This window comes from Alteromonas sp. G5_S2_22_S1 (genome assembly GCF_054968525.1).
In genome coordinates, this window is record NZ_JBQKUJ010000002.1 from 46,215 (window position 1) to 64,780 (window position 18,566).

14 protein-coding genes are annotated in these 18,566 nt (G+C 46.3%); 9 read left to right on the top strand and 5 right to left on the bottom strand.

Going from position 1 to position 18,566, the window contains the following annotated elements:
- The first annotated feature begins 43 nt into the window (after positions 1 to 43).
- The 7 genes from rppH (at position 44) to ACTRWF_RS02475 (ending at position 7,657) form a co-directional block, all read left to right on the top strand.
- Positions 44 to 586 carry an RNA pyrophosphohydrolase gene (gene rppH / locus ACTRWF_RS02445; RefSeq protein ID WP_024015674.1) on the top strand — a complete coding sequence of 181 codons (543 nt, stop codon included), beginning with the start codon at positions 44 to 46 and terminating at the stop codon, positions 584 to 586.
- Between the two features lie 253 nt (positions 587 to 839).
- Positions 840 to 3,131 carry a phosphoenolpyruvate--protein phosphotransferase gene (gene ptsP / locus ACTRWF_RS02450; protein WP_462835153.1) on the top strand — a complete coding sequence of 764 codons (2,292 nt, stop codon included), beginning with the start codon at positions 840 to 842 and terminating at the stop codon, positions 3,129 to 3,131.
- A gap of 5 nt (positions 3,132 to 3,136) precedes the next feature.
- Positions 3,137 to 3,943, top strand: a complete 807-nt coding sequence (locus ACTRWF_RS02455) for a TSUP family transporter (RefSeq protein ID WP_462835090.1) — start codon at positions 3,137 to 3,139, stop codon at positions 3,941 to 3,943.
- 4 nt (positions 3,944 to 3,947) lie between these two features.
- On the top strand, positions 3,948 to 4,751 hold the full coding sequence (lgt, locus tag ACTRWF_RS02460) for a prolipoprotein diacylglyceryl transferase (protein ID WP_012517193.1): 804 nt from the start codon (positions 3,948 to 3,950) through the stop codon (positions 4,749 to 4,751).
- Positions 4,752 to 4,769: 18 nt separating this feature from the next.
- Positions 4,770 to 5,603, top strand: a complete 834-nt coding sequence (locus ACTRWF_RS02465) for a thymidylate synthase (RefSeq protein WP_012517194.1) — start codon at positions 4,770 to 4,772, stop codon at positions 5,601 to 5,603.
- A gap of 9 nt (positions 5,604 to 5,612) precedes the next feature.
- Positions 5,613 to 6,683: a response regulator gene (locus ACTRWF_RS02470; protein WP_012517195.1), complete on the top strand. Its 1,071-nt coding sequence runs from the start codon at positions 5,613 to 5,615 to the stop codon at positions 6,681 to 6,683.
- Positions 6,680 to 7,657: a sensor domain-containing diguanylate cyclase gene (locus tag ACTRWF_RS02475; protein ID WP_012517196.1), complete on the top strand. Its 978-nt coding sequence runs from the start codon at positions 6,680 to 6,682 to the stop codon at positions 7,655 to 7,657. The genes ACTRWF_RS02470 and ACTRWF_RS02475 overlap by 4 nt, the downstream gene beginning before the upstream one ends.
- A 28-nt stretch (positions 7,658 to 7,685) precedes the next feature.
- Here ACTRWF_RS02475 and ACTRWF_RS02480 read toward each other — a convergent pair whose 3' ends face one another.
- From ACTRWF_RS02480 to rapA, 5 genes are all read right to left on the bottom strand, one after another.
- Positions 7,686 to 9,032 (bottom strand): AmpG family muropeptide MFS transporter, encoded by a 1,347-nt coding sequence (locus ACTRWF_RS02480; RefSeq protein ID WP_462835091.1) that lies wholly within the window; start codon positions 9,030 to 9,032, stop codon positions 7,686 to 7,688.
- Positions 9,033 to 9,129: 97 nt separating this feature from the next.
- Positions 9,130 to 9,453, bottom strand: a complete 324-nt coding sequence (locus tag ACTRWF_RS02485; protein ID WP_012517198.1) for a hypothetical protein — start codon at positions 9,451 to 9,453, stop codon at positions 9,130 to 9,132.
- A gap of 143 nt (positions 9,454 to 9,596) precedes the next feature.
- Positions 9,597 to 10,481, bottom strand: coding sequence for a DUF3530 family protein (locus tag ACTRWF_RS02490; protein ID WP_015066176.1), 885 nt, complete (start codon positions 10,479 to 10,481; stop codon positions 9,597 to 9,599).
- A gap of 163 nt (positions 10,482 to 10,644) precedes the next feature.
- Positions 10,645 to 11,361 carry a bifunctional tRNA pseudouridine(32) synthase/23S rRNA pseudouridine(746) synthase RluA gene (gene rluA / locus ACTRWF_RS02495; RefSeq protein WP_015066177.1) on the bottom strand — a complete coding sequence of 239 codons (717 nt, stop codon included), beginning with the start codon at positions 11,359 to 11,361 and terminating at the stop codon, positions 10,645 to 10,647.
- 39 nt (positions 11,362 to 11,400) lie between these two features.
- Positions 11,401 to 14,244, bottom strand: a complete 2,844-nt coding sequence (gene rapA, locus ACTRWF_RS02500; protein ID WP_015066178.1) for an RNA polymerase-associated protein RapA — start codon at positions 14,242 to 14,244, stop codon at positions 11,401 to 11,403.
- A gap of 445 nt (positions 14,245 to 14,689) precedes the next feature.
- Here rapA and ACTRWF_RS02505 point away from each other — a divergent pair, with 445 nt between their 5' ends.
- The gene (locus tag ACTRWF_RS02505) at positions 14,690 to 16,765 is read left to right on the top strand and encodes an extracellular solute-binding protein (protein ID WP_015066180.1); all 2,076 of its coding nucleotides are present in this window, start codon (positions 14,690 to 14,692) and stop codon (positions 16,763 to 16,765) included.
- Positions 16,766 to 17,068: 303 nt separating this feature from the next.
- The gene (locus ACTRWF_RS02510; protein ID WP_462835092.1) at positions 17,069 to 18,466 is read left to right on the top strand and encodes a PhoH family protein; all 1,398 of its coding nucleotides are present in this window, start codon (positions 17,069 to 17,071) and stop codon (positions 18,464 to 18,466) included.
- Positions 18,467 to 18,566: the final 100 nt, after the last annotated feature.

An 18,566-nucleotide genomic window follows, 5' to 3' on the forward strand; every position in this document is an offset into this window, starting at 1 on the left:
AAGAATGAAAACATATAACAGTATAGTGTGCCCGGGAGTCTATGTGATAGATGCCGATGGATTCCGTGCGAATGTGGGCATAGTGATTTGCAACAAAATGGGTCAAGTATTTTGGGCAAGACGTTATGGTCAACATTCATGGCAGTTCCCTCAAGGCGGAATTGATGAAGGGGAATCTGCTGAACAAGCTATGTACCGGGAGCTTCACGAAGAAGTAGGGCTGACACCGAAAGATGTCACCATTTTAAGTGTTACCCGTAACTGGCTTAGATATAAGCTGCCAAAGCGATTAATTCGACAAGGTAGTAACCCTGTTTGTATAGGGCAAAAACAAAAATGGTTCTTGTTGCAGCTAGATTGCAACGAGCGCGATGTTAATGTGCTTAAGACAGGTCATCCTGAATTTGATGACTGGAGGTGGGTAAGTTACTGGTATCCTATTAGGAACGTTGTATCGTTTAAGCGGGATGTTTACAGGCGGGTAATGAAGGAGTTTTCACCTGTTGTTATGTCTGCCCAGCAGCGCCCTTTGCAGCGTCAAAGCGCAGCGCCACACAAGCGTGGAAAAAAGCGAAGGCGTGGCTAACGGTACAACGCCAGGGCTGAAGATGCATCGCGTGAAACAGCCCTGAGCGAGTATGCAGCCCTGAGCGAGTCGCGAGCAAAAAGCCCTGAGCGAGTATTCAGCCCGGAGCGAAAAAAAAGGCGATGAGCGAAAAAAAAGGCGATGAGCGAAAGAGTAGGCCATGAGCGAAAAGCGATGTATGAAAAAGTAAGCGGCGAGCGAACTTCGAGTAGATAAGGAAGAATCGGTGAGTCCTCAAAGTCAACAAGGCGCAATGTTAACAACGTTAAAACGTATCGTGCAGGAAATGAATCAAATTCCTGCTCTCGATACCGCATTGTTTAGGCTGGCCTCTCGTGTAAAGCACACCCTTAACGTAGACTCTTGTTCCATATATCTTGCCGATTATGAAGCGCAAGAATTCATACTTAAAGCCACTGACGGCCTTCATCCAGATGCCGTTGAGCAAGTACGCATAGGTTTTTCAGAGGGGCTTATTGGTCTTGTAGGGCAAAGAGAAGAGCCGCTTAACATCGTTAATGCCCATAGCCACCCTCGATTCAAGCATTACCCCGAAGTAAAAGAAGAAAAATACAACGCCTTTTTAGGTACACCGATTATCAATCAAAGGCGAGTGTTGGGGGTGATCACACTTCAGCAAGCAGAAATGCGACGCTTCAGTGAAGATGAAGAGGCGTTTCTCGTTACCCTTGCAGCGCAATTAGCCTTAGAAATCACCAATGCCGATATTCGCGGTGCGTTAACGCTCTCAAACTCCCCAGATAACATTGCGCAACAGAAGCACGTGCACGGTATCGCGGGCTCACCGGGGTTAGCAATTGGTAAAGGGGTGTCGCCCGATAAGTCCATTAACCTCAAAAACTGGGTCGTAAAGCGCTCCAAATCCCCGCAAGATCAGATCAAGCTTTACCGCAAAGGGGTCGAAGTGACGCGGGGCCATGTCGATACATTGTCCAACCGCCTCGATGACGCTATTCCCGATGACGTAAAGTCTATCTTCCAGCTTTATCATCACTTACTTGATGCAAACAGCTTAGGTCGGGAAGTTGAAGAAAAGATTCGACAGGGGTGGGATGCGGCGTCGTCACTGAAAATGGTGGTAGAAAGTTACGCTGCCCGCTTTCGGGCCATGGACGACCCTTACATGCAGGAGCGTGCCATTGACATCGTTGACCTGTCAGACCGCATTCTTGCAAATATTTTATATGAGGCTAATGGCCAAAAAGTTACCGAAAAGGTAATTACAGAAGCCAGCATTTTAGTGGCTGACGAAGTTTCGGCGCCCATGCTTGCTGAGTTTCCGAAAGATAAGCTCAAGGGTATTATTTCCATTCGCGGTTCGAACAACTCCCACGCCGCCATTTTAGCAAGAGCGATGGGCGTGCCTGCCGTTATGGGCTGTCAGAACGTCACCCCAGCATTGCTTGAAGATAAAGAGATATTGCTTGATGGCTATTCCGGTGAAGTTATCGTTTCGCCCGATCGCAACATTAAGTCTGAGTTTATTCAGCTGATTGAAGAAGAATCGGCCATTGCAGAGAAGATTGATGCAGAAGCCGATAAACCTTGCGAGAGCGTGGACGGCTGCAGAATGTCGCTTTACATCAATGCGGGCCTTTCTGCTGAAGTTGAACTAAATGCAGAGCAAATCGGCGCAGGGGTCGGCCTGTATCGTACCGAAATTCCCTTTATGCTTCGCGAGCGTTTTCCTTCAGAGCAAGAGCAGGTGAAGCTCTACCGCCAAGTACTTGAGGCCGCGCCTGAGTTACCCATCACTATGCGTACTCTCGATGTGGGAGGGGATAAACCTTTACCGTACTTCCCGATTAATGAAGAGAACCCGTTTTTGGGGTGGCGAGGTATTCGTCTTACACTTGATCATCCTGAAATCTTCTTAGTTCAAGTGCGCGCAATGCTGCGCGCAAGTGTAGGGCTTAGCAACTTGCAAATCATGCTACCCATGATTTCTACGGTGTCTGAGGTACAAGAATCAAAGCGATTAATTAATCAGGCGTTTTACGAAATTTCTGATGAGATTGCGGAGTCGGGGCAAACGCTAAATAAGCCTAAACTCGGTATTATGCTTGAAGTGCCTTCAGTGCTTTATCAATTGCCACAATTGGCAAAACACGTCGACTTTTTCTCAGTGGGTAGCAACGATTTAACGCAGTACTTATTAGCGGTAGATAGAAACAATACGCGGGTTGCCGATCTGTACAACAGCTATCATCCTGCGGTATTGGGGGCGCTATACGATGTGGTGCAAAAAGCCAATCAAAATCAGGTCCCTGTTACTATCTGTGGTGAGATTGCCGGTGAACCTGCTGGCGCATTGCTACTAATGGGAATGGGCTATCGTCGCCTTAGTATGAACGGGTTTAACTTAAGAAAAATAAACTGGCTTATCAGAAAAGTAACGCTGGATGAATGTAAGCAGCTACTTTCGCTGGCCCTGACGTCTGTCAGCCATGAAGAAGTCTTTGTGCACTTGAATCAGTATCTTGAAACCAAGGGCCTAGGAGGCCTTATCCGAGCAGGTGCTTAGGACATATGGACCCATTTGTTGTTATTATCGTCAGCTGTCTGATTTTAGGCTCTGTCGTTGGAATTCTTGCGGGTATGCTGGGCATTGGCGGAGGGCTTATTATTGTCCCTGCACTTAGCTATTTACTTGTTCACTTTATGGGCATGACCACTGAAACCGTTATGTCGGTTGCTATCGCAACGTCTTTATCAACCATTATCTTTACCGGCACGTCGTCGGCATTAGCGCACTATAAACTCGGTAATATTCAGCGCTATATCGTGCTTTATACTGGTTTGGGAATTGCGTTTGGTGCTATCGCCGGCGCCCAGGTGGCCAGCCACATGTCTGGGGAGCTGCTCAAAGATGTGTTTGCGGTATTGGTAATATTAATTGCGCTGCAAATGATTTTTGGTAAGCAAAAAGCATCAGATAATGAAGCCTCCAAAGGTACATTAGCAGCCGTTGGCGGCACAGCAGGTATACTAAGCGCGCTAATGGGAATTGGCGGTGGTGCGTTACTGGTTCCTGCGCTAGTGTGGTTTCGTGTGAATATTAGGGCGGCTATTGGCTGCGCCGCTTTTTGCGGGCTCGTTATTGCTGTTTTTGGTACTACGAGTTTCGTGATTGCTGGGTGGAATGCGATAGATGTACCAGAACATAGTTTAGGTTATGTGTATTTGCCCGCCACAGCTGGTATTGTTGCCACCTCTATGTTTACCGCAAACATAGGGGCGAAGCTCGGACAGCGAGTAAATGTGCGGGTGTTAAAAGCAATGTTGGCGTGCTTACTCGTGTTGGTAAGCATTAGAATGATTTTAGGAATTGAATAAAGTAATGGAACAGAGCAGTTATCTGGTATTTCCCAGTATCGACCCCGTTATCTTCAGTATGGGCCCGCTAAGCGTACGTTGGTATGGTTTAATGTATCTCGTTGGCTTTATTGCCGCGTATTTATTAGCACAAAAGCGCCTGTCGCAAACCAGCTGGAGCCGTGAGCAGTTAAGCGATTTGCTTTTCTGGAGCTTTGTGGGAGTGATATTAGGCGGCCGTATTGGCTATGTATTTTTCTATCAGTTTGGCATGTTCCTCGACGACCCCTTGTATTTATTTAAAATTTGGGCCGGCGGTATGTCCTTCCACGGCGGGCTGCTGGGGGTTTTAGCTGCACTATTTTGGCGCGCTAAGTGTATGAATACAACATTCTTACGATTAGGCGATTTCGTAGCGCCCCTTGTCCCAATTGGTTTAGGCGCGGGGCGGATAGGTAACTTTCTTAATGCGGAATTGTGGGGGCGAAGTACGGATGTACCATGGGCAGTGATCTTCCCTAATGCGGGCAATATTCCTCGCCACCCGTCGCAGCTTTATGAATTTGCCCTTGAAGGTGTTCTGCTCTTTATTATTCTTTGGCTATATTCAGCTAAAAAGCGTCCGGTAGGGGCGGTAAGTGGTTTGTTCTTGCTTGGGTATGGTAGCTTTAGATTTATCGTTGAGTATTTCAGAGAGCCCGATGCTCATATTGGCCTATACCAAATGGGCCTCAGTCAGGGGCAACTTCTTTGTTTACCTATGATAGCTTTAGGAATAGGATTAATAGTCCGTGCGTATACGCGCGGCAAAGACCGTGTTGAACAGTAAAAAAATATAAGAATAACGATGAAAGAATATCTCGCTCTAATGCGCCATGTACGTGATACAGGTGTGAAAAAGAAAGATCGAACTGGTACAGGTACGTTAAGTGTGTTCGGGTATCAGATGCGCTTTAATCTGCAGGAAGGGTTTCCCTTGGTGACAACGAAAAAGTGTCACCTTAAATCCATCATTCATGAACTTCTTTGGTTCCTTAAAGGCGAAACCAATATTGCCTATTTGAAGGAACATGGCGTGAAGATTTGGGATGAGTGGGCCACAGATGAAGGCGAACTTGGCCCTGTTTACGGTCATCAGTGGCGTAGCTGGGATCGCGGTGACGGTACGTCAGTCGACCAAATTGCCGAGGTTGTAGAGCAAATTAAAAACAACCCTGATTCACGTCGCCTTATTGTGAGTGGCTGGAATCCAGCGGTATTGCCAGATACTAACTATTCGCCAAAAGAAAATGCCGCCATGGGTAAACAGGCGTTGCCACCTTGTCATACGCTTTTTCAATTCTATGTTCTAGATGGAAAGCTAAGCTGCCAACTTTATCAGCGAAGCGGTGATATCTTCCTAGGTATTCCGTTCAATATTGCAAGCTATGCGCTACTTACTATGATGATTGCACAGGTGTGCGATTTAGAGCCTGGTGACTTTATCCATACGTTGGGCGATGCTCACTTGTATTCAAACCATCTTGAGCAGGTAGAGCTACAGCTCAGTCGCGAACCGTTCGAACGTCCAACAATGGAAATTAACCCAGAAGTAAAAGATATTTTTGGGTTCACATTCGACGACTTTACGCTCAAAAATTATCAATCTCACCCACATATTAAAGCCCCTGTTGCCATATAAGGAGTATCCATGAGTACTCCAATATTGATTTGCGACGATTCAGGTTTCGCTAGGCGTCAAATGGCGCGTAGCTTGCCCGATAGCTGGGATGTGGATATTTCTTTTGCTGAAAATGGCGAGCAAGCTTTGACGCTTATTCGAGAAGGCAAAGGCGATGTAGTTTTTCTAGACCTTAACATGCCGGTAATGGACGGCTACCAAACAATGGAAGAAATTCGCAAGCACGACCTTCCGTGTTTAGTGATTGTGGTTTCTGGTGACGTTCAGGCGCAAGCGAGAGAAAAGATGCTCGCCTTGGGTGCGTTGGACTTTATTCGAAAGCCTATCGACAACGATAAGCTCAGCCATATTTTATCGTCTTATGGTATTTACAGTGGAGAAACGCACTCTTCTGGTGCCAAATTACAAAAAGTAGAAGAAGCTAGCCAAACTAAGGCTACCGCAAGTCAACGTGTTACAAGCACCGAAGAAAAGTTAGACGCCTGTCGCGAAATGGTGAACATTGCCATGGGGCGGGCAGGCGAGAGCTTAGCAGAGCTACTTGGTGAGTTTATTGACCTGCCCATTCCCAATGTTAATCTGATTGAAAGCAACGAACTTTCCATGGCGGTAGCCGAGATTAACCGCAACGAGAGTGTGTCTGCGGTTTCAAAAGGGTTCATTAGTGAGGGGGTTAGTGGGGAAGCACTGGTAATCTTTAACGATACGAACTCTCAAAACATTGTTGAGCTGCTTAAGTACCCGCCGTCGGCGTCATCTGACAAACTAGCGCTAGAAGCCCTTATGGACGTGTCTAATATTCTAATAGGGGCGTGTTTAAACGGGTTATCAGAACAGCTAAAGGTGGCGTTTAGTCACACACACCCTGTGTTATTGGGGCAGCATCAAGGCCTATCAGCGCTGCTAAGCGATAACGTACAACGTTGGGGGAAACTTATGGCTATTGAAATAGGCTATGCAATCAAAGCGCGAGATATTTCCTTTGATTTACTGCTGCTATTTCCCGGCGATGCCATGAGTCAGGTCTATTCGCGCCTACTTGACGATAGCTACGATACAGATGACAAGGAAGGTCTATGAATGCATCCATTGATACTTTGAATCGCAGTGCGGTATCTCAAGTTCCCTTGGAATTATTAGATTCTATTGAGGTTGGTATTGCCGTGCTCGATAGAAACTTCACCGTACAAGTATGGAACAAATTTTTAGAAAACCACAGTGCTAAAAAAGTCGATTTTATAATCGGGCATAGCCTGTTTGACCACTTTCCTGAAATAGAAGAAAAGTGGCTTAGAACCAAGGTCGACCCGGTTTTTAATTTGAAAAGCCCCGTGTTTATTATTTGGGAGCAGCGCCCTTACCTATTCAAATTTGCCTGTAATCGCCCCGTTACCTGTGCTGCTGAGTATATGTATCAGAACGTGACCATGTTTCCCATCGTTGATAAAGATGGCAATGTGGAGCGTTTTTGTATGCTTGTATACGATGTGACAGAGCAAGCGCTAGGTAAGCTAGGTATGGAGCACCTCAATCAAGAGCTTAAAACAGCGAGCCGTGTAGATGGCCTAACCGGGCTATTCAACCGTCGCTACTGGCAAGAACGTTTTGACGAAATGTATAAGCTTTGCGTTAGAAGAGACAAGCCTAGCACGGCAGTTATGCTAGATATTGACCACTTTAAACGCATTAATGACACCTACGGTCATCAGGCGGGCGACAAGGTCATAAAAATGCTAGCGGCTTTGATAAAACGCTGTGTGCGCGAAACCGATTTAGCCGGGCGCTATGGTGGAGAAGAGTTCGCGATTATCCTCAATGACTCTACCGTTGAAGATGCGCGTATTGTCGCTGAGCGAATTCGTCAGCTCGCACAGCGTTTGGTGGTCGAGCACGAAGGCGAGTCGATAAATTTCACCGTCAGCCTTGGTCTTGCCCAATTTTGTTCAGCGTTTAAAGGCCCTCTGGCATGGTTAGAATGCGCAGATAAGGCGCTTTATGACGCAAAAGAAAGCGGTCGAAATCAATATCGCGTTTATGATACAAGCCAACGCTAGCTTGCTAACAGGCAAGCTAGTTAGAGTGTTAAGCCGTTTCCACGCGCTTTATATGGTGACGAATTGAATACAAAAAGCAAAGGCTTGGAATAACCATTACGGCAGTAATGATGAAAAATAAACTCCAGTTGCCGTTTAAGCTATCAACAACAATACCGCTGCTAGAGGCAACCAATGTCCTGCCGGCTACACTTAATGACGCCATCAGCGCATACTGAGTGGCGCTAAAGGCTCTGTTGCACAGCAGCGAGATAAAAGCGACCATCCCTACCGTACTCCATGCGCCGGTAAACCCATCAACGATCACCGTGACGGCGAGTAACGAGGTGGATGGGCCCGTTTGCGCAATCAGCGCAAAAAGAAGATTCGACGCCGCCATGGCGACGCCCGCAATCATCAGCCCTCGATATATGCCGTAGCGAATATTAACTAAGCCTCCTAACAAAGAAAAAACAATGGTCACCCACCAGTTGAGTAATTTCGAATAGGTGGCAATGTCACTGTTGGAGAACCCTACCTCTTTATAAAAAACGATACTCATGCGCCCTAAAAATGCTTCGCCAATTTTAAATAGAAAGATGAAAAGCAGAAACGACGCTGCTAGTTTCACACCATTGCGGTTAAAAAACTCGGCAAAAGGCGTGATAAGCGTGGTTCTAATCCAATAGACAAGTGGCGAGCTCGTAGCGTTGGCGTCTGTTATCTTTTCAAGCAAAGCCTCTCTATCAATCTGAGGTTCATCTGCTATGCACGTAGCGCACATTAAAAGTACCATTATTACGCTTAGCAAAAGATAAATGTTGGGCCATGACCACGTCGTTAAGTCGGCCAAGAAAAACGGTATGGCACCAAGCCCACCATACCCTGTCCACCAGCCAGCCGTCGCCACAGAGGACGCTGCTGACATACCGTCTTTATCCTCTTTTTCCACACAATCGATGCGAAAGCCATCAATGGCGATGTCCTGTGTAGCTGACGCTACAGCAATGAGCAGACCAATTAACGCTACGTAATACAAGTCGTAAGTTGCACTTAGCTGCGACATACCAAGACAGAGTAAAACGATGCAGCCTTGCATAGCGAAAATCCACCCTTTACGCTGACCTAATAGTGGTGGCTTGAGCTTATCTACAAGGGGCGACCATAAAAAGTTGAATGAGTAAGTGGCAAAGATAATTCCGAAAAGGCCGATTGCAGAGCGGGACAAGCCTTCGTCTTTTAGCCACGCTGATAGCACTGAGCCAATCATTATCCAAGGGAAACCGCTGGAAATACCAAACAGAAAAATACTTAAATAGCGTTTGTCGTTGAACGTTTTTAAAGCGGTAAGCAAAACTTCAGCCTTTGGCAATAACTCAAAAGCATATTGAGCCACGAAGTACGAGGTTTAGCAATAACCCATTGAGCGGCAATAGGTAAGTATCGACATCCTGTGACGTTGTTGGTCACTTATTTTTGCCGTAGACGGGAGCCTAAGGGCGTATCCCCACGCAGTCCAAAGGGCAATGACCTAATCCTTCGAGAAAATTGACGCAGTTATTAAGTTCATCAATGAGAAACTGATCTTTTGTCAGTTTCTCTTCGTTCCAGTAATGCACTTGATGAAGTACATGCCAAAACACCCGTTCTTTTTGTGTATAGGGCTGGGTTAACGTGTATTCAATTTGGCCCCACTCTTCCATACTATCCCAGAAAAATAGCTCGATCTCCTCGATAGGAAGCTCTCCTTGCCAAAATGCTCTCAAATAGAAACACAGCTGCTTTGCTTTGTTGTCTACAAAATCTTGAACATTCACAAGTAATTCAACCGTCTCTGTTTGCTATGAAATATTATAGTCTATAACGCAGTTACCACGTGCCAGGGCAGGGTATTATTTTGTCTGAAATACTTAGGTAACTGTTTTGGGTGCTAATTTAGCCTAATCGGTAGGTGAATAAATTACCAGCCCAAGTGGCGAGTCCAGCCTATGGCGCTATTTGCAACCATCTGAATTTGTGGGGGTTTGTGAATATCTCTTATACTAAAGGTTAAAGAATTATTTGGAATATTTATTTGCCGGTAGTGCAACTTTAGTGCGTTTTTTGCTCTAATTTTCCTTTTTAATGTGGTATTGCTCTCCCAATCATTAAAGTTGTTAAGAGAAACATCTAGGACAGGGTAGTTGGCCTGAGCCATGGTTTCTATTACTAAGTTATTGGTTGACTCTTCGGGCCAAAAGGGCGATATGGCAATGAATGTATCTGGGTCTAAGGCGGGCTGTTGTTCTGTGGCAGACAAAAATGTGGTGGCAAGCATGCCTTGGGCTATTACCATGCGATAGCCGCCTCGGTCCTGTAAATAATTATTCAACGCGCTGAGTTGAAGCGTGAGCGAAGTAACGGTCATTTCGAAGCTAAGGTATTGTGTGAGTTGATTGCTACGAGGGTGTATCTCATTGGGTTGTGATGAAGGCGCGCTATCACCCTCATTCGAAGAACCAGGAATCGTATCTTCGTTTATTGGCTCACTGGGTGTTACGGGTAAATGAAAAGGGCTAATGACTACGTTCCAGCCTTTTTCTGCGAGCAAATCGGCAAGGCTATTGCCTTGTGAAAGTGTGAGGCTAGATGGGAAAGGTTCGGTAAGAACTATGGCTGTACCAAGAGGCAGTGGTGTTTTGGCCCCTATTTCAATGATCGGTGCTTCGCCTTCACCCACCATGATTGTTCTTACTTCACCAGGTAAGTAAGCATTACTAACGTCTTTCAGAAAGTTGCTGTGCGCCGTCATAGGTAAGAGGGATACGATGACAGCAAATAACAGAAGGATAGTTTGCCTTTTCATAGAAGAGAGATTTACCTTTTAGTTCTACCCATTAACTGGTGCTTTACCCGTTGCTTCGTTTGTACCAATAACTGAAACAGTTATCGGCACTCTAAGTAAAAACTATAGCAATGGTTAAAAAGAATAACGGGGGGGGCACGTCATAGTAAAAGGCAAATTAACGCTAGTCTCTATCAATAGAAAGGGCGCTCGGGCGATAATGGCTAAACGGGATAGGGGTTTTAAAATGTAACCACTTTTCCAATGTTGGGTGAGTCAAGCTTAAACTTTCAGCGTGAAGTTGAAGGCGAGGGGCCATACTAAGCGCCTCGTCATGAGCATACAACCGGTCACCTAAGATTGGGTGGCCCAAGGCTAGCATGTGTACCCGTAGTTGGTGTGAGCGCCCTGTAATGGGATATAACGCCACTAAGGTATAGCGGCGCGCTGCATCGTCAGTGGCACGCTCAATGACTTCAAACCGCGTAATGGCTTTTTTGCCCCGTTCGAAGTCCACCATTTGTTTTGGTCTATTAGGCCAGTCGCAGATAAGGGGTAAGTCTACTTCGCCCGAATCTTCCTCTATATGGCCGTGAACCCGCGCGAAATAGCGTTTTTGGGTTAGCCGAAGCTCGAACTGCTTAGAGATATGGCGATGACTGTCTTTGTTAAGTGCCAGTACTAAAATACCCGAAGTGGCCATATCTAACCGGTGTACCACGGTAGCAGTGGGGTACACAGTGTTAACACGGCTAATCAGAGAGTCGCGGTGTTCTAGTGCTTTACCGGGAACACTCAATAGCCCGCTGGGTTTGTGTGCTACCACCATATCCTCATCCTGATACAAAATATCAAGATAAGGCGTCATTGGTGGGTTATAAACAAAGCTCGGGTTAGCCATTGCGTTGTGTCACTTATAAGTAGCCGTTAAGGAGGAGCGTTACGGATTGTTTACCACAATTCGCAACGCATCTAGCTGAACATCAGCTTCCTGAATTACCTTATCGAGGGCATTCATTTGCGTTTCAATGAACTCAATTTCACTGTCTCGCACCGCTGGATTGCGCTTTTGTAAGTCGCGTAAACGTTGAATTTCTTCGCCCAAGGTCAAGTGCATGGTATTCAACGCGTCGTGCTGCTTTTGATTGGCCTGCTGGTGGGCAAGCTTACGCGCCTTCTCAATAGCCAACTCAAGTGGCTGTTGCAGGGCTTTCAATAGCTGCGCTGAAATTTTACGTCCAATCTTACGTTTCACATCGAAGCTTAAGTCAGACGCATTTCCTTGTGCATCTAAGCATACGCGTACCGGCGTCTGCGGTAAGAAACGGCCAAGCTGCAACGCTTTTGGCGCTTGAGCATGAAGAACAAATAACGCCTCTATCCAGTATGCGCCTTTTGGCAGCGACGGCTCAGCAATAAAGCCCATGCTACTCTTGCCGTGAACATCCGTAAGGATAACGTCAATGGCGGTATGAACAAGAGGGTGGTCCCAGCTAAGAAACTGCACGTTCTCTAAGGTTGTTGCCACACGGCGCTTGTAGGTGACTGTCATTCCCTCAGGGTCAAGGCCAGGAAGCTGACTCACCATAGACTCGGTAGGCATAAGAATAAAGCAGTCGTTGCCTTTCTCTTCTTGCTGTACACCGATAGCGTCGAACACGCGGCCCATGAAGCGCGATAGATCTTGTTCGCTATCAAGGGTAACAATGTCTTCGAGTAACTGCTCTACGCGCCCTTCACCAGAGGCATTTAACTCTAGTAAGCGATCTCGTCCGGCCTCCAACTGCGCTACAAGCTGGCTGTTCAGCGTTACGCTCATATTGATAAGTTCATCACGAGCGCTCATATCATCGGGATGTAAGCATGCACCAACAAGCAACGGTTTAACGTCATCGAATACGCCAGAGCCTGTCGGGCAGGTTTTCTCAAATGCGTTTAGTCCTTCATGGTACCAATCTAACAACACATGCTGCGCGGTCTTAGCAAGATACGGTACGTGAATTTGTACTGTTTGCGTTTGGCCAATTCGATCGAGTCGACCAATGCGCTGTTCCAGTAAATCAGGTGTAATGGGTAAATCGAACAACACCAAATGGTGGGCAAACTGGAAGTTACGGCCTTCACTGCCAATTTCGCTACACAGTAGAATTTGTGCACCTTCTTCCTCGTCGGCAAAGTAGTGAGCAGCCTTGTCGCGCTCTACAATGCTCATACCTTCGTGGAATACGCTGTGTCGAATGCCTGATTGAGTGCGAATGACTTCACCTAGCTCTTGCGCAGTGCGAGCACTGGCACAAATAAGCAGTATTTTTTCAGGCTTAACGCTCTGCATGAAGTCAAGCAGCCATTCAACACGAGGGTCGTGTTTAGTCCAGCTATTTACCACGTTGGCCATTCGCTCGGGGTAAAGCGAGTAGGTCAGGTCGCCGCCGCTTACCGCATCTGCGTAGACTTCAGGCATGGTTAGTTCATAAGCGCTCAGTTTACGTTCAGGAAAGCCTTCAATATTAGCGCGACGGTTTCTAAACAGCATGCGGCCAGTGCCGTGACAGTCAATTAACTGGTGTAACAGCGCATGGCGGTTTTCTGGCGTGCTCAAATCGCCGGTGTGCTCCATGACATCAGGGGCGAACTCTGCCAATTTGGTACGTTGTTTGTCGTTAGGCTCTGCATCTGAAAGCAGTGGCGCGACGGCGTCGGCCAGCTGGCTATATTTCGACTCTTCTTCTAAAAAAGCGTTGTAACTATGAAAACGAGCAGGGTCAAGAAGACGCAGGCGAGCAAAGTGACTTTCGTGACCAAGCTGATCTGGGGTTGCCGTAAGCAGCAATACACCAGGCGTTAGGTTAGCTAAAGCTTCAACGCACTTATACTCAGCTGATGGCGCCTCGCTTGACCACGCCAGGTGATGAGCTTCATCCACAACCATCAAATCCCAGCTTGCGGCCTGAACTTGCTGCTGGCGCTTTTCGCTTTGGCTTAAAAAGTCGATGCTACAAAGTACTAGCTGATCGTTTTCAAACGGATTCACTTCGCCAGCATCAGACGCTTCGCTTTCTTCTATCGCGTCGCAACGACTTTCATCGTAAATGGCAAAGGGTAGGTTTACTCTACGAAGCATCTCAACCAGCCATTGGTGTACTAATGAGTCAGGCACCAAAATAAGCACGCGTTCAGCGCGGCCCGTTTTAAGCTGCTGATGGATAATTAGCGCAGCTTCAATGGTTTTACCTAACCCTACTTCATCGGCAAGGAGTACGCGCGGCGCGTGTCTACCGCCGACTTCTGAAGCAATGTGAAGCTGATGAGGAATAAGAGAAATACGCGCGCCAGCTAGGCCGATAGTGCTAGAGCGAAGGTAGTCGTATTGATAGTCTAAAGCACGCTCTCGTAAATCGAACCACTTTGGGTTGTCGAGCTGCTGGCTGAACAAACGTCTTTCAGGTTGGTTTAGTTGAATATGGCTGTCTAGCATCGTCTCGGGCAAACGCACTTGCGCTTTGGTGTCTTCGCGAAGCCCGTGATAAATACACACCCCTTGGCTTTCTTCTTTTTCTGTAATGGTCATTTCCCAACCATCTTGGCTTTTTACTGTTTCGCCAATTTCAAAGATGAGTCGCGTTAGTGGAGCGTCTTGTTTGGTATATTTACGTGCTTCGCCAGTTGCGGGGTACAATACTTCAACTGAACGGAAATCGGTGCCCATAATCACACCTAAACCTAGCTCTGTTTCCGTGTTGCTTAACCAACGTTGACCAACTGAAAATTGACTATCTGAACTCATAAATCACCAACCTGTTTTTCGGGGGGCGGTATTGTACGCATTGCGCTGTGATAAGTCATTAATACTAGACTATTGGTTGTCGTTTTTACTACATAGGCGTAGAGGGGGCGAATTTGCAACACGCATAAACACATCCATGTGGTTCTCAAATGGTCGTGTCTACTGCCAATGCATTTTATACAGGGCTTGTATGCCTTGTATCGCCTTTTTATCATCGTTGCTGGTTGCATTCTTTATGGCGTTAATAAGTTCGGGGGCGTTGTAAGGCTCAAGTAATGTTAAGAAAGTCGCTGTGCCAGGCGGCATGCCTATACTCGATAAGTAGAGTTGAGGTGATGTTAACAAGTGTCGGTTGATTGAATGGTAAATTATTTGACGATAGTAACGCACTTTTTGTTTTTATCTGCTATTTATCTAACACTTACTCCACAAAAGGAATTGCATAGTGTCGCAGACAAGACGTTTTGTCTCTAGCTTTCGAGTCCCGCCGTTAATGCTACATTTAGCGACTGCCGCTCGCTGCCTATTTGTCACTGCCCTCATTATTAGCGAGCTGGCCTATGCTCGTCCTATCGTGCTTGCAACCTCGGAAGTTAGCCCCTTTAGTGACAGCAAAGACGTGTCGAAAGGATACGTAAATGAAGTGGTGGTAAAAGCTTTTGAAGAACTAGATGAGCAGCTTATCGTTGAGCGTTATCCTCATGCTAGGGCTGTGATGTTGGCAAAGAAGGGAGCACTCGATGGCGTATTTCCTGTTCACCATCATGAGCGCTTCACAGACGCATTCCTTTTATCTGATGCGATCCCTGCAGGAGCAAGTGGGTTCCTAATTAGGACGAAAGATTTCAAGGATAACAGTAGCCCCGACAACCTTGTTGAATGGCTTAAACGACAAAATTTACGAGGAATCGGGTATCTGAGGGGGACGACAGCCCCCAAATTCTTATCAAATGAAACGTTTTTCAACCTGTATCCGGGAGCATCTACCGTTAACCTATTGGATTTACTTGGTAAAGGACGAATTGATGTACTGTTTATTGATAAATACAGCGCAAAGGAGGCGTTAGTAAATGAACGGCCCAATTTAATTGGGAAGTTTAATTTTATCCCTGGAGCGGAGGTAGCTAGCACTTATCATCTCGCACTGTCTAAGCAGACACCTGGAGCCTCTCAGTTAATTGAGAAATTTAACTTAGCGTTACAGAAACAAAAACAAAGCGGATTATTAACGCTCACACTCGAGAAATATGGCGTCTATGACGCTTCACAGGGGGAAGAGGCATTAGTTGTCGGGGCGCCAGATATTAATGCCGTTTTTCAAGCTAAAGCATACTTAGATAAACACGATTCGCCTTTGCTGCACTCCAATATTCAATGGCGAATAATGGATGAAACCGTTTTGCGCCGTAGACTGCTAGGTGACTTTTCTGTTAACGAAAACAGCTTCGACTTGGTGTTAATCGGCAGCTATGGTCTTCCCATATGGGCTAAACGAGGCGTTCTACTTCCTTTCAAATCGCATCCCGCCGATTACGATATCGACGATATTATTCCTGCCGCTCTGCATGCAAACATTGTCGATGGCCAGCTTTATGGATTGCCTTTTGTCGCTGAAACTACGCTTACTTTTTACCGAAAAGACCTGCTAGAAAAGTTTAGATTAAGTCTACCCACTGTACTCACCTATAACGATATTAAGTCTCTTGCTAAACAAGTGCATATACCTGAAAAAGAAGTCTATGGTATAGGGCTTAGAACGCGAGTGGGCTGGGGGCAGAATATGGCATTAGTGAGCACCATGGCCAACACCTATGGCGGTGCGTGGTTAGACAACAACATGCAGCCCACACTGGATAGTAAGGCATGGTTTGATGCAGTCGGTATGTATGCTGAGCTTGTTAGGCAATATGGGCCGCCTGATAATCATGATATGGGTTGGCAAGAGAATCAAGAGCTCTTTGCCCAAGGGAAATTAGCCTTTTTCGTTGACGCTTCTTCATTAGGCGGGGCTTTATTTGATGATCGCTTTTCTAAAGTGACTCAATTTACCGGAGTAACCTATGCGCCGCTGGGTAAGCAACAGAAAGGGGCGCAATGGTTTTGGTCATGGAATTTTGCAATACCGAAAAAATCTCGCTATGTAGAAGAGGCGCAGTTACTTGCGCATTTTTTAACGTCTAAAACCTTTATTAATTTACTTAAGAAAGCCCACGGAGAATACGCGGCCCCTTCTGGTACTCGACACTCAACATATTCTAGCGATTATCTGCAAGCCGTACCTTATGCGGCTTTTGAACATCAAGCATTGAAGTTACTTTCAAGCGATAAACCAGGTAATGCCATGGTAGGCAAACAGTTTATCCCTATCCCAGAATTTACCGCTATCGGTTACGCCGTAGGGGCACAAATTAATGATGTGGTTACTGGGGAAAAAAGCGTAAAAGCGGCGCTAGAAGGAGCGCAAAGCCAGACTCAGATTATTTTGGAACGGGCAGGGTACTTCGCTGATAAAGAAGAATAGCGTGTTAGCAAAGTAGTTAGTATTACGAATGTGCGAGAAGGGCAAAGGCGAGTCACTCCACAAAATAAATAGCAAAAAACAGTGCTAATTCTCAAAAACTGGATTATGGTGGAATTAAGGGTTCGCTATTTTACTAACGAACTCGCGAGGCAGAATGAGTAGTACTGCTTCTCAGTCGACGCGAGTAGGGGAAGAGGTCCTGTTTCGAGCGGCATTCTCCTACAACCGTAACTGCAGCTTGTTAGCGCGTGCGTTCATTAAAGAGCATAACGGCTAACCTGGCTTTATTTACCGGAGTGAAGGATGCCAAGAAAAAATTCTACCGAAACTAAGATTTACGTCCTCGATACTAATATTCTGCTTCACGAACCCCACGCTTTTCTCTCCTTTAAAGAACACGACGTTGTAATTCCAATGACTGTATTGGAAGAGCTCGACTACATCAAAGACAGCAAAAAAGACGTGGCGCGTGACGCACGGGTATCCATTCGCGCAATGGAGGACTTACTCCACGATGCAACGCCAGAAGATATGCTGGCTGGTGTATCTATGGATGGGTTAGGCGCGGGACAAACGGCACCCTCAGGCAGTTTATCTATTTTCGCCGACCTTAACATGGTTGAGTCTCAGCAGGTCTTTACCAGCAATGAGAATGACAATCGCATTATTAACGTAGCGCTGCATTTACAAAAGACGTTTGCGCCGCAAAAAGTGGTATTGGTGACCAAAGACTTAAACATGCGGCTTAAGGCGAAAGGGGCAGGCCTTGCTCATGTTGAAGATTATCGCACCGACCAACTCATTACCGACATCAAGTATCTATCCCGAGGCTTCCATACATTTGAAGGCAACTTTTGGGAAAGCGTAAAAAGTGTGGATAGTCGCACCGAAGGGCGAGACACCATTCATACTATTCCCAAATCTATGCTGCCAGAAGCGTATGTAAATGAGTTCTTGTTAGATGAAACCCAACAGTTCGCAGGCTTGGTGGAAGAAATTACTGACGATCATTTAGAGGTATTGGATTTAGGCTACGAACGCTTAATGGGCCGTCATGCGTGGGGAATTACACCTAAAAATATCGGCCAGGCTATGGCGCTTCATGCGCTACTCGACCCGCACATTGATATGGTTATCCTTACCGGACCTGCCGGTAGTGGTAAAACTCTCCTTGCGCTAGCTGCTGCCCTTGAAATGGTGGTAGAGCGAAACATGTACGATAAGATCATCGTAACGCGAAGCACGCCTGAAATTGCCGAATCTATTGGCTTTTTACCGGGAACCGAAGAGGAAAAAATGTTGCCCTGGTTGGCGGCTATCACCGACTCGCTTGAAGTGCTTCACAAACACGATGAGAATACCAAAGGCTCTATGAATTACATCATGGAAAAAGCCAACATTCAGTACAAGTCGGTGAACTTTATGCGAGGCCGAAGCATTCAAAATGCCATTGTGATTTTGGATGAGTCGCAAAACTTAACGGCGTCACAGCTTAAAACCATTATCACGCGCTGTGGTGAAGGCACTAAGCTCATTGTTGGGGGCAACCTAGCGCAGATAGACAGCAATTACCTAAGTGCTGTGACCTCGGGTTTGACCTATCTAGTTGAGAAATTTAAAGACTTCTCTGGCAGTGCCACCATTAACTTAGATGGGGTGGTAAGAAGCCGCTTGGCGAGTTTTGCCGAAGAAAACCTATAGCTTAAATGCGTACCGGTAATTCATAGGTTTATACCAAAAGCGCCTTGACTCATTTGAAGGCGCTTTTTCCCACTAAATTTCAATTAAAGGTATGACTTGC

Coding starts and splice junctions, on each gene's coding strand:
- ptsP (WP_462835153.1), top strand. CDS start 840: ATGTTAACAACGTTAAAACGTATCGTGCAGGAAATGAATCAAATTCCT.
- ACTRWF_RS02455 (WP_462835090.1), top strand. CDS start 3,137: ATGGACCCATTTGTTGTTATTATCGTCAGCTGTCTGATTTTAGGCTCT.
- lgt (WP_012517193.1), top strand. CDS start 3,948: ATGGAACAGAGCAGTTATCTGGTATTTCCCAGTATCGACCCCGTTATC.
- ACTRWF_RS02465 (WP_012517194.1), top strand. CDS start 4,770: ATGAAAGAATATCTCGCTCTAATGCGCCATGTACGTGATACAGGTGTG.
- ACTRWF_RS02470 (WP_012517195.1), top strand. CDS start 5,613: ATGAGTACTCCAATATTGATTTGCGACGATTCAGGTTTCGCTAGGCGT.
- ACTRWF_RS02475 (WP_012517196.1), top strand. CDS start 6,680: ATGAATGCATCCATTGATACTTTGAATCGCAGTGCGGTATCTCAAGTT.
- ACTRWF_RS02490 (WP_015066176.1), bottom strand. CDS start 10,481: ATGAAAAGGCAAACTATCCTTCTGTTATTTGCTGTCATCGTATCCCTC.
- rluA (WP_015066177.1), bottom strand. CDS start 11,361: ATGGCTAACCCGAGCTTTGTTTATAACCCACCAATGACGCCTTATCTT.
- rapA (WP_015066178.1), bottom strand. CDS start 14,244: ATGAGTTCAGATAGTCAATTTTCAGTTGGTCAACGTTGGTTAAGCAAC.
- ACTRWF_RS02510 (WP_462835092.1), top strand. CDS start 17,069: ATGCCAAGAAAAAATTCTACCGAAACTAAGATTTACGTCCTCGATACT.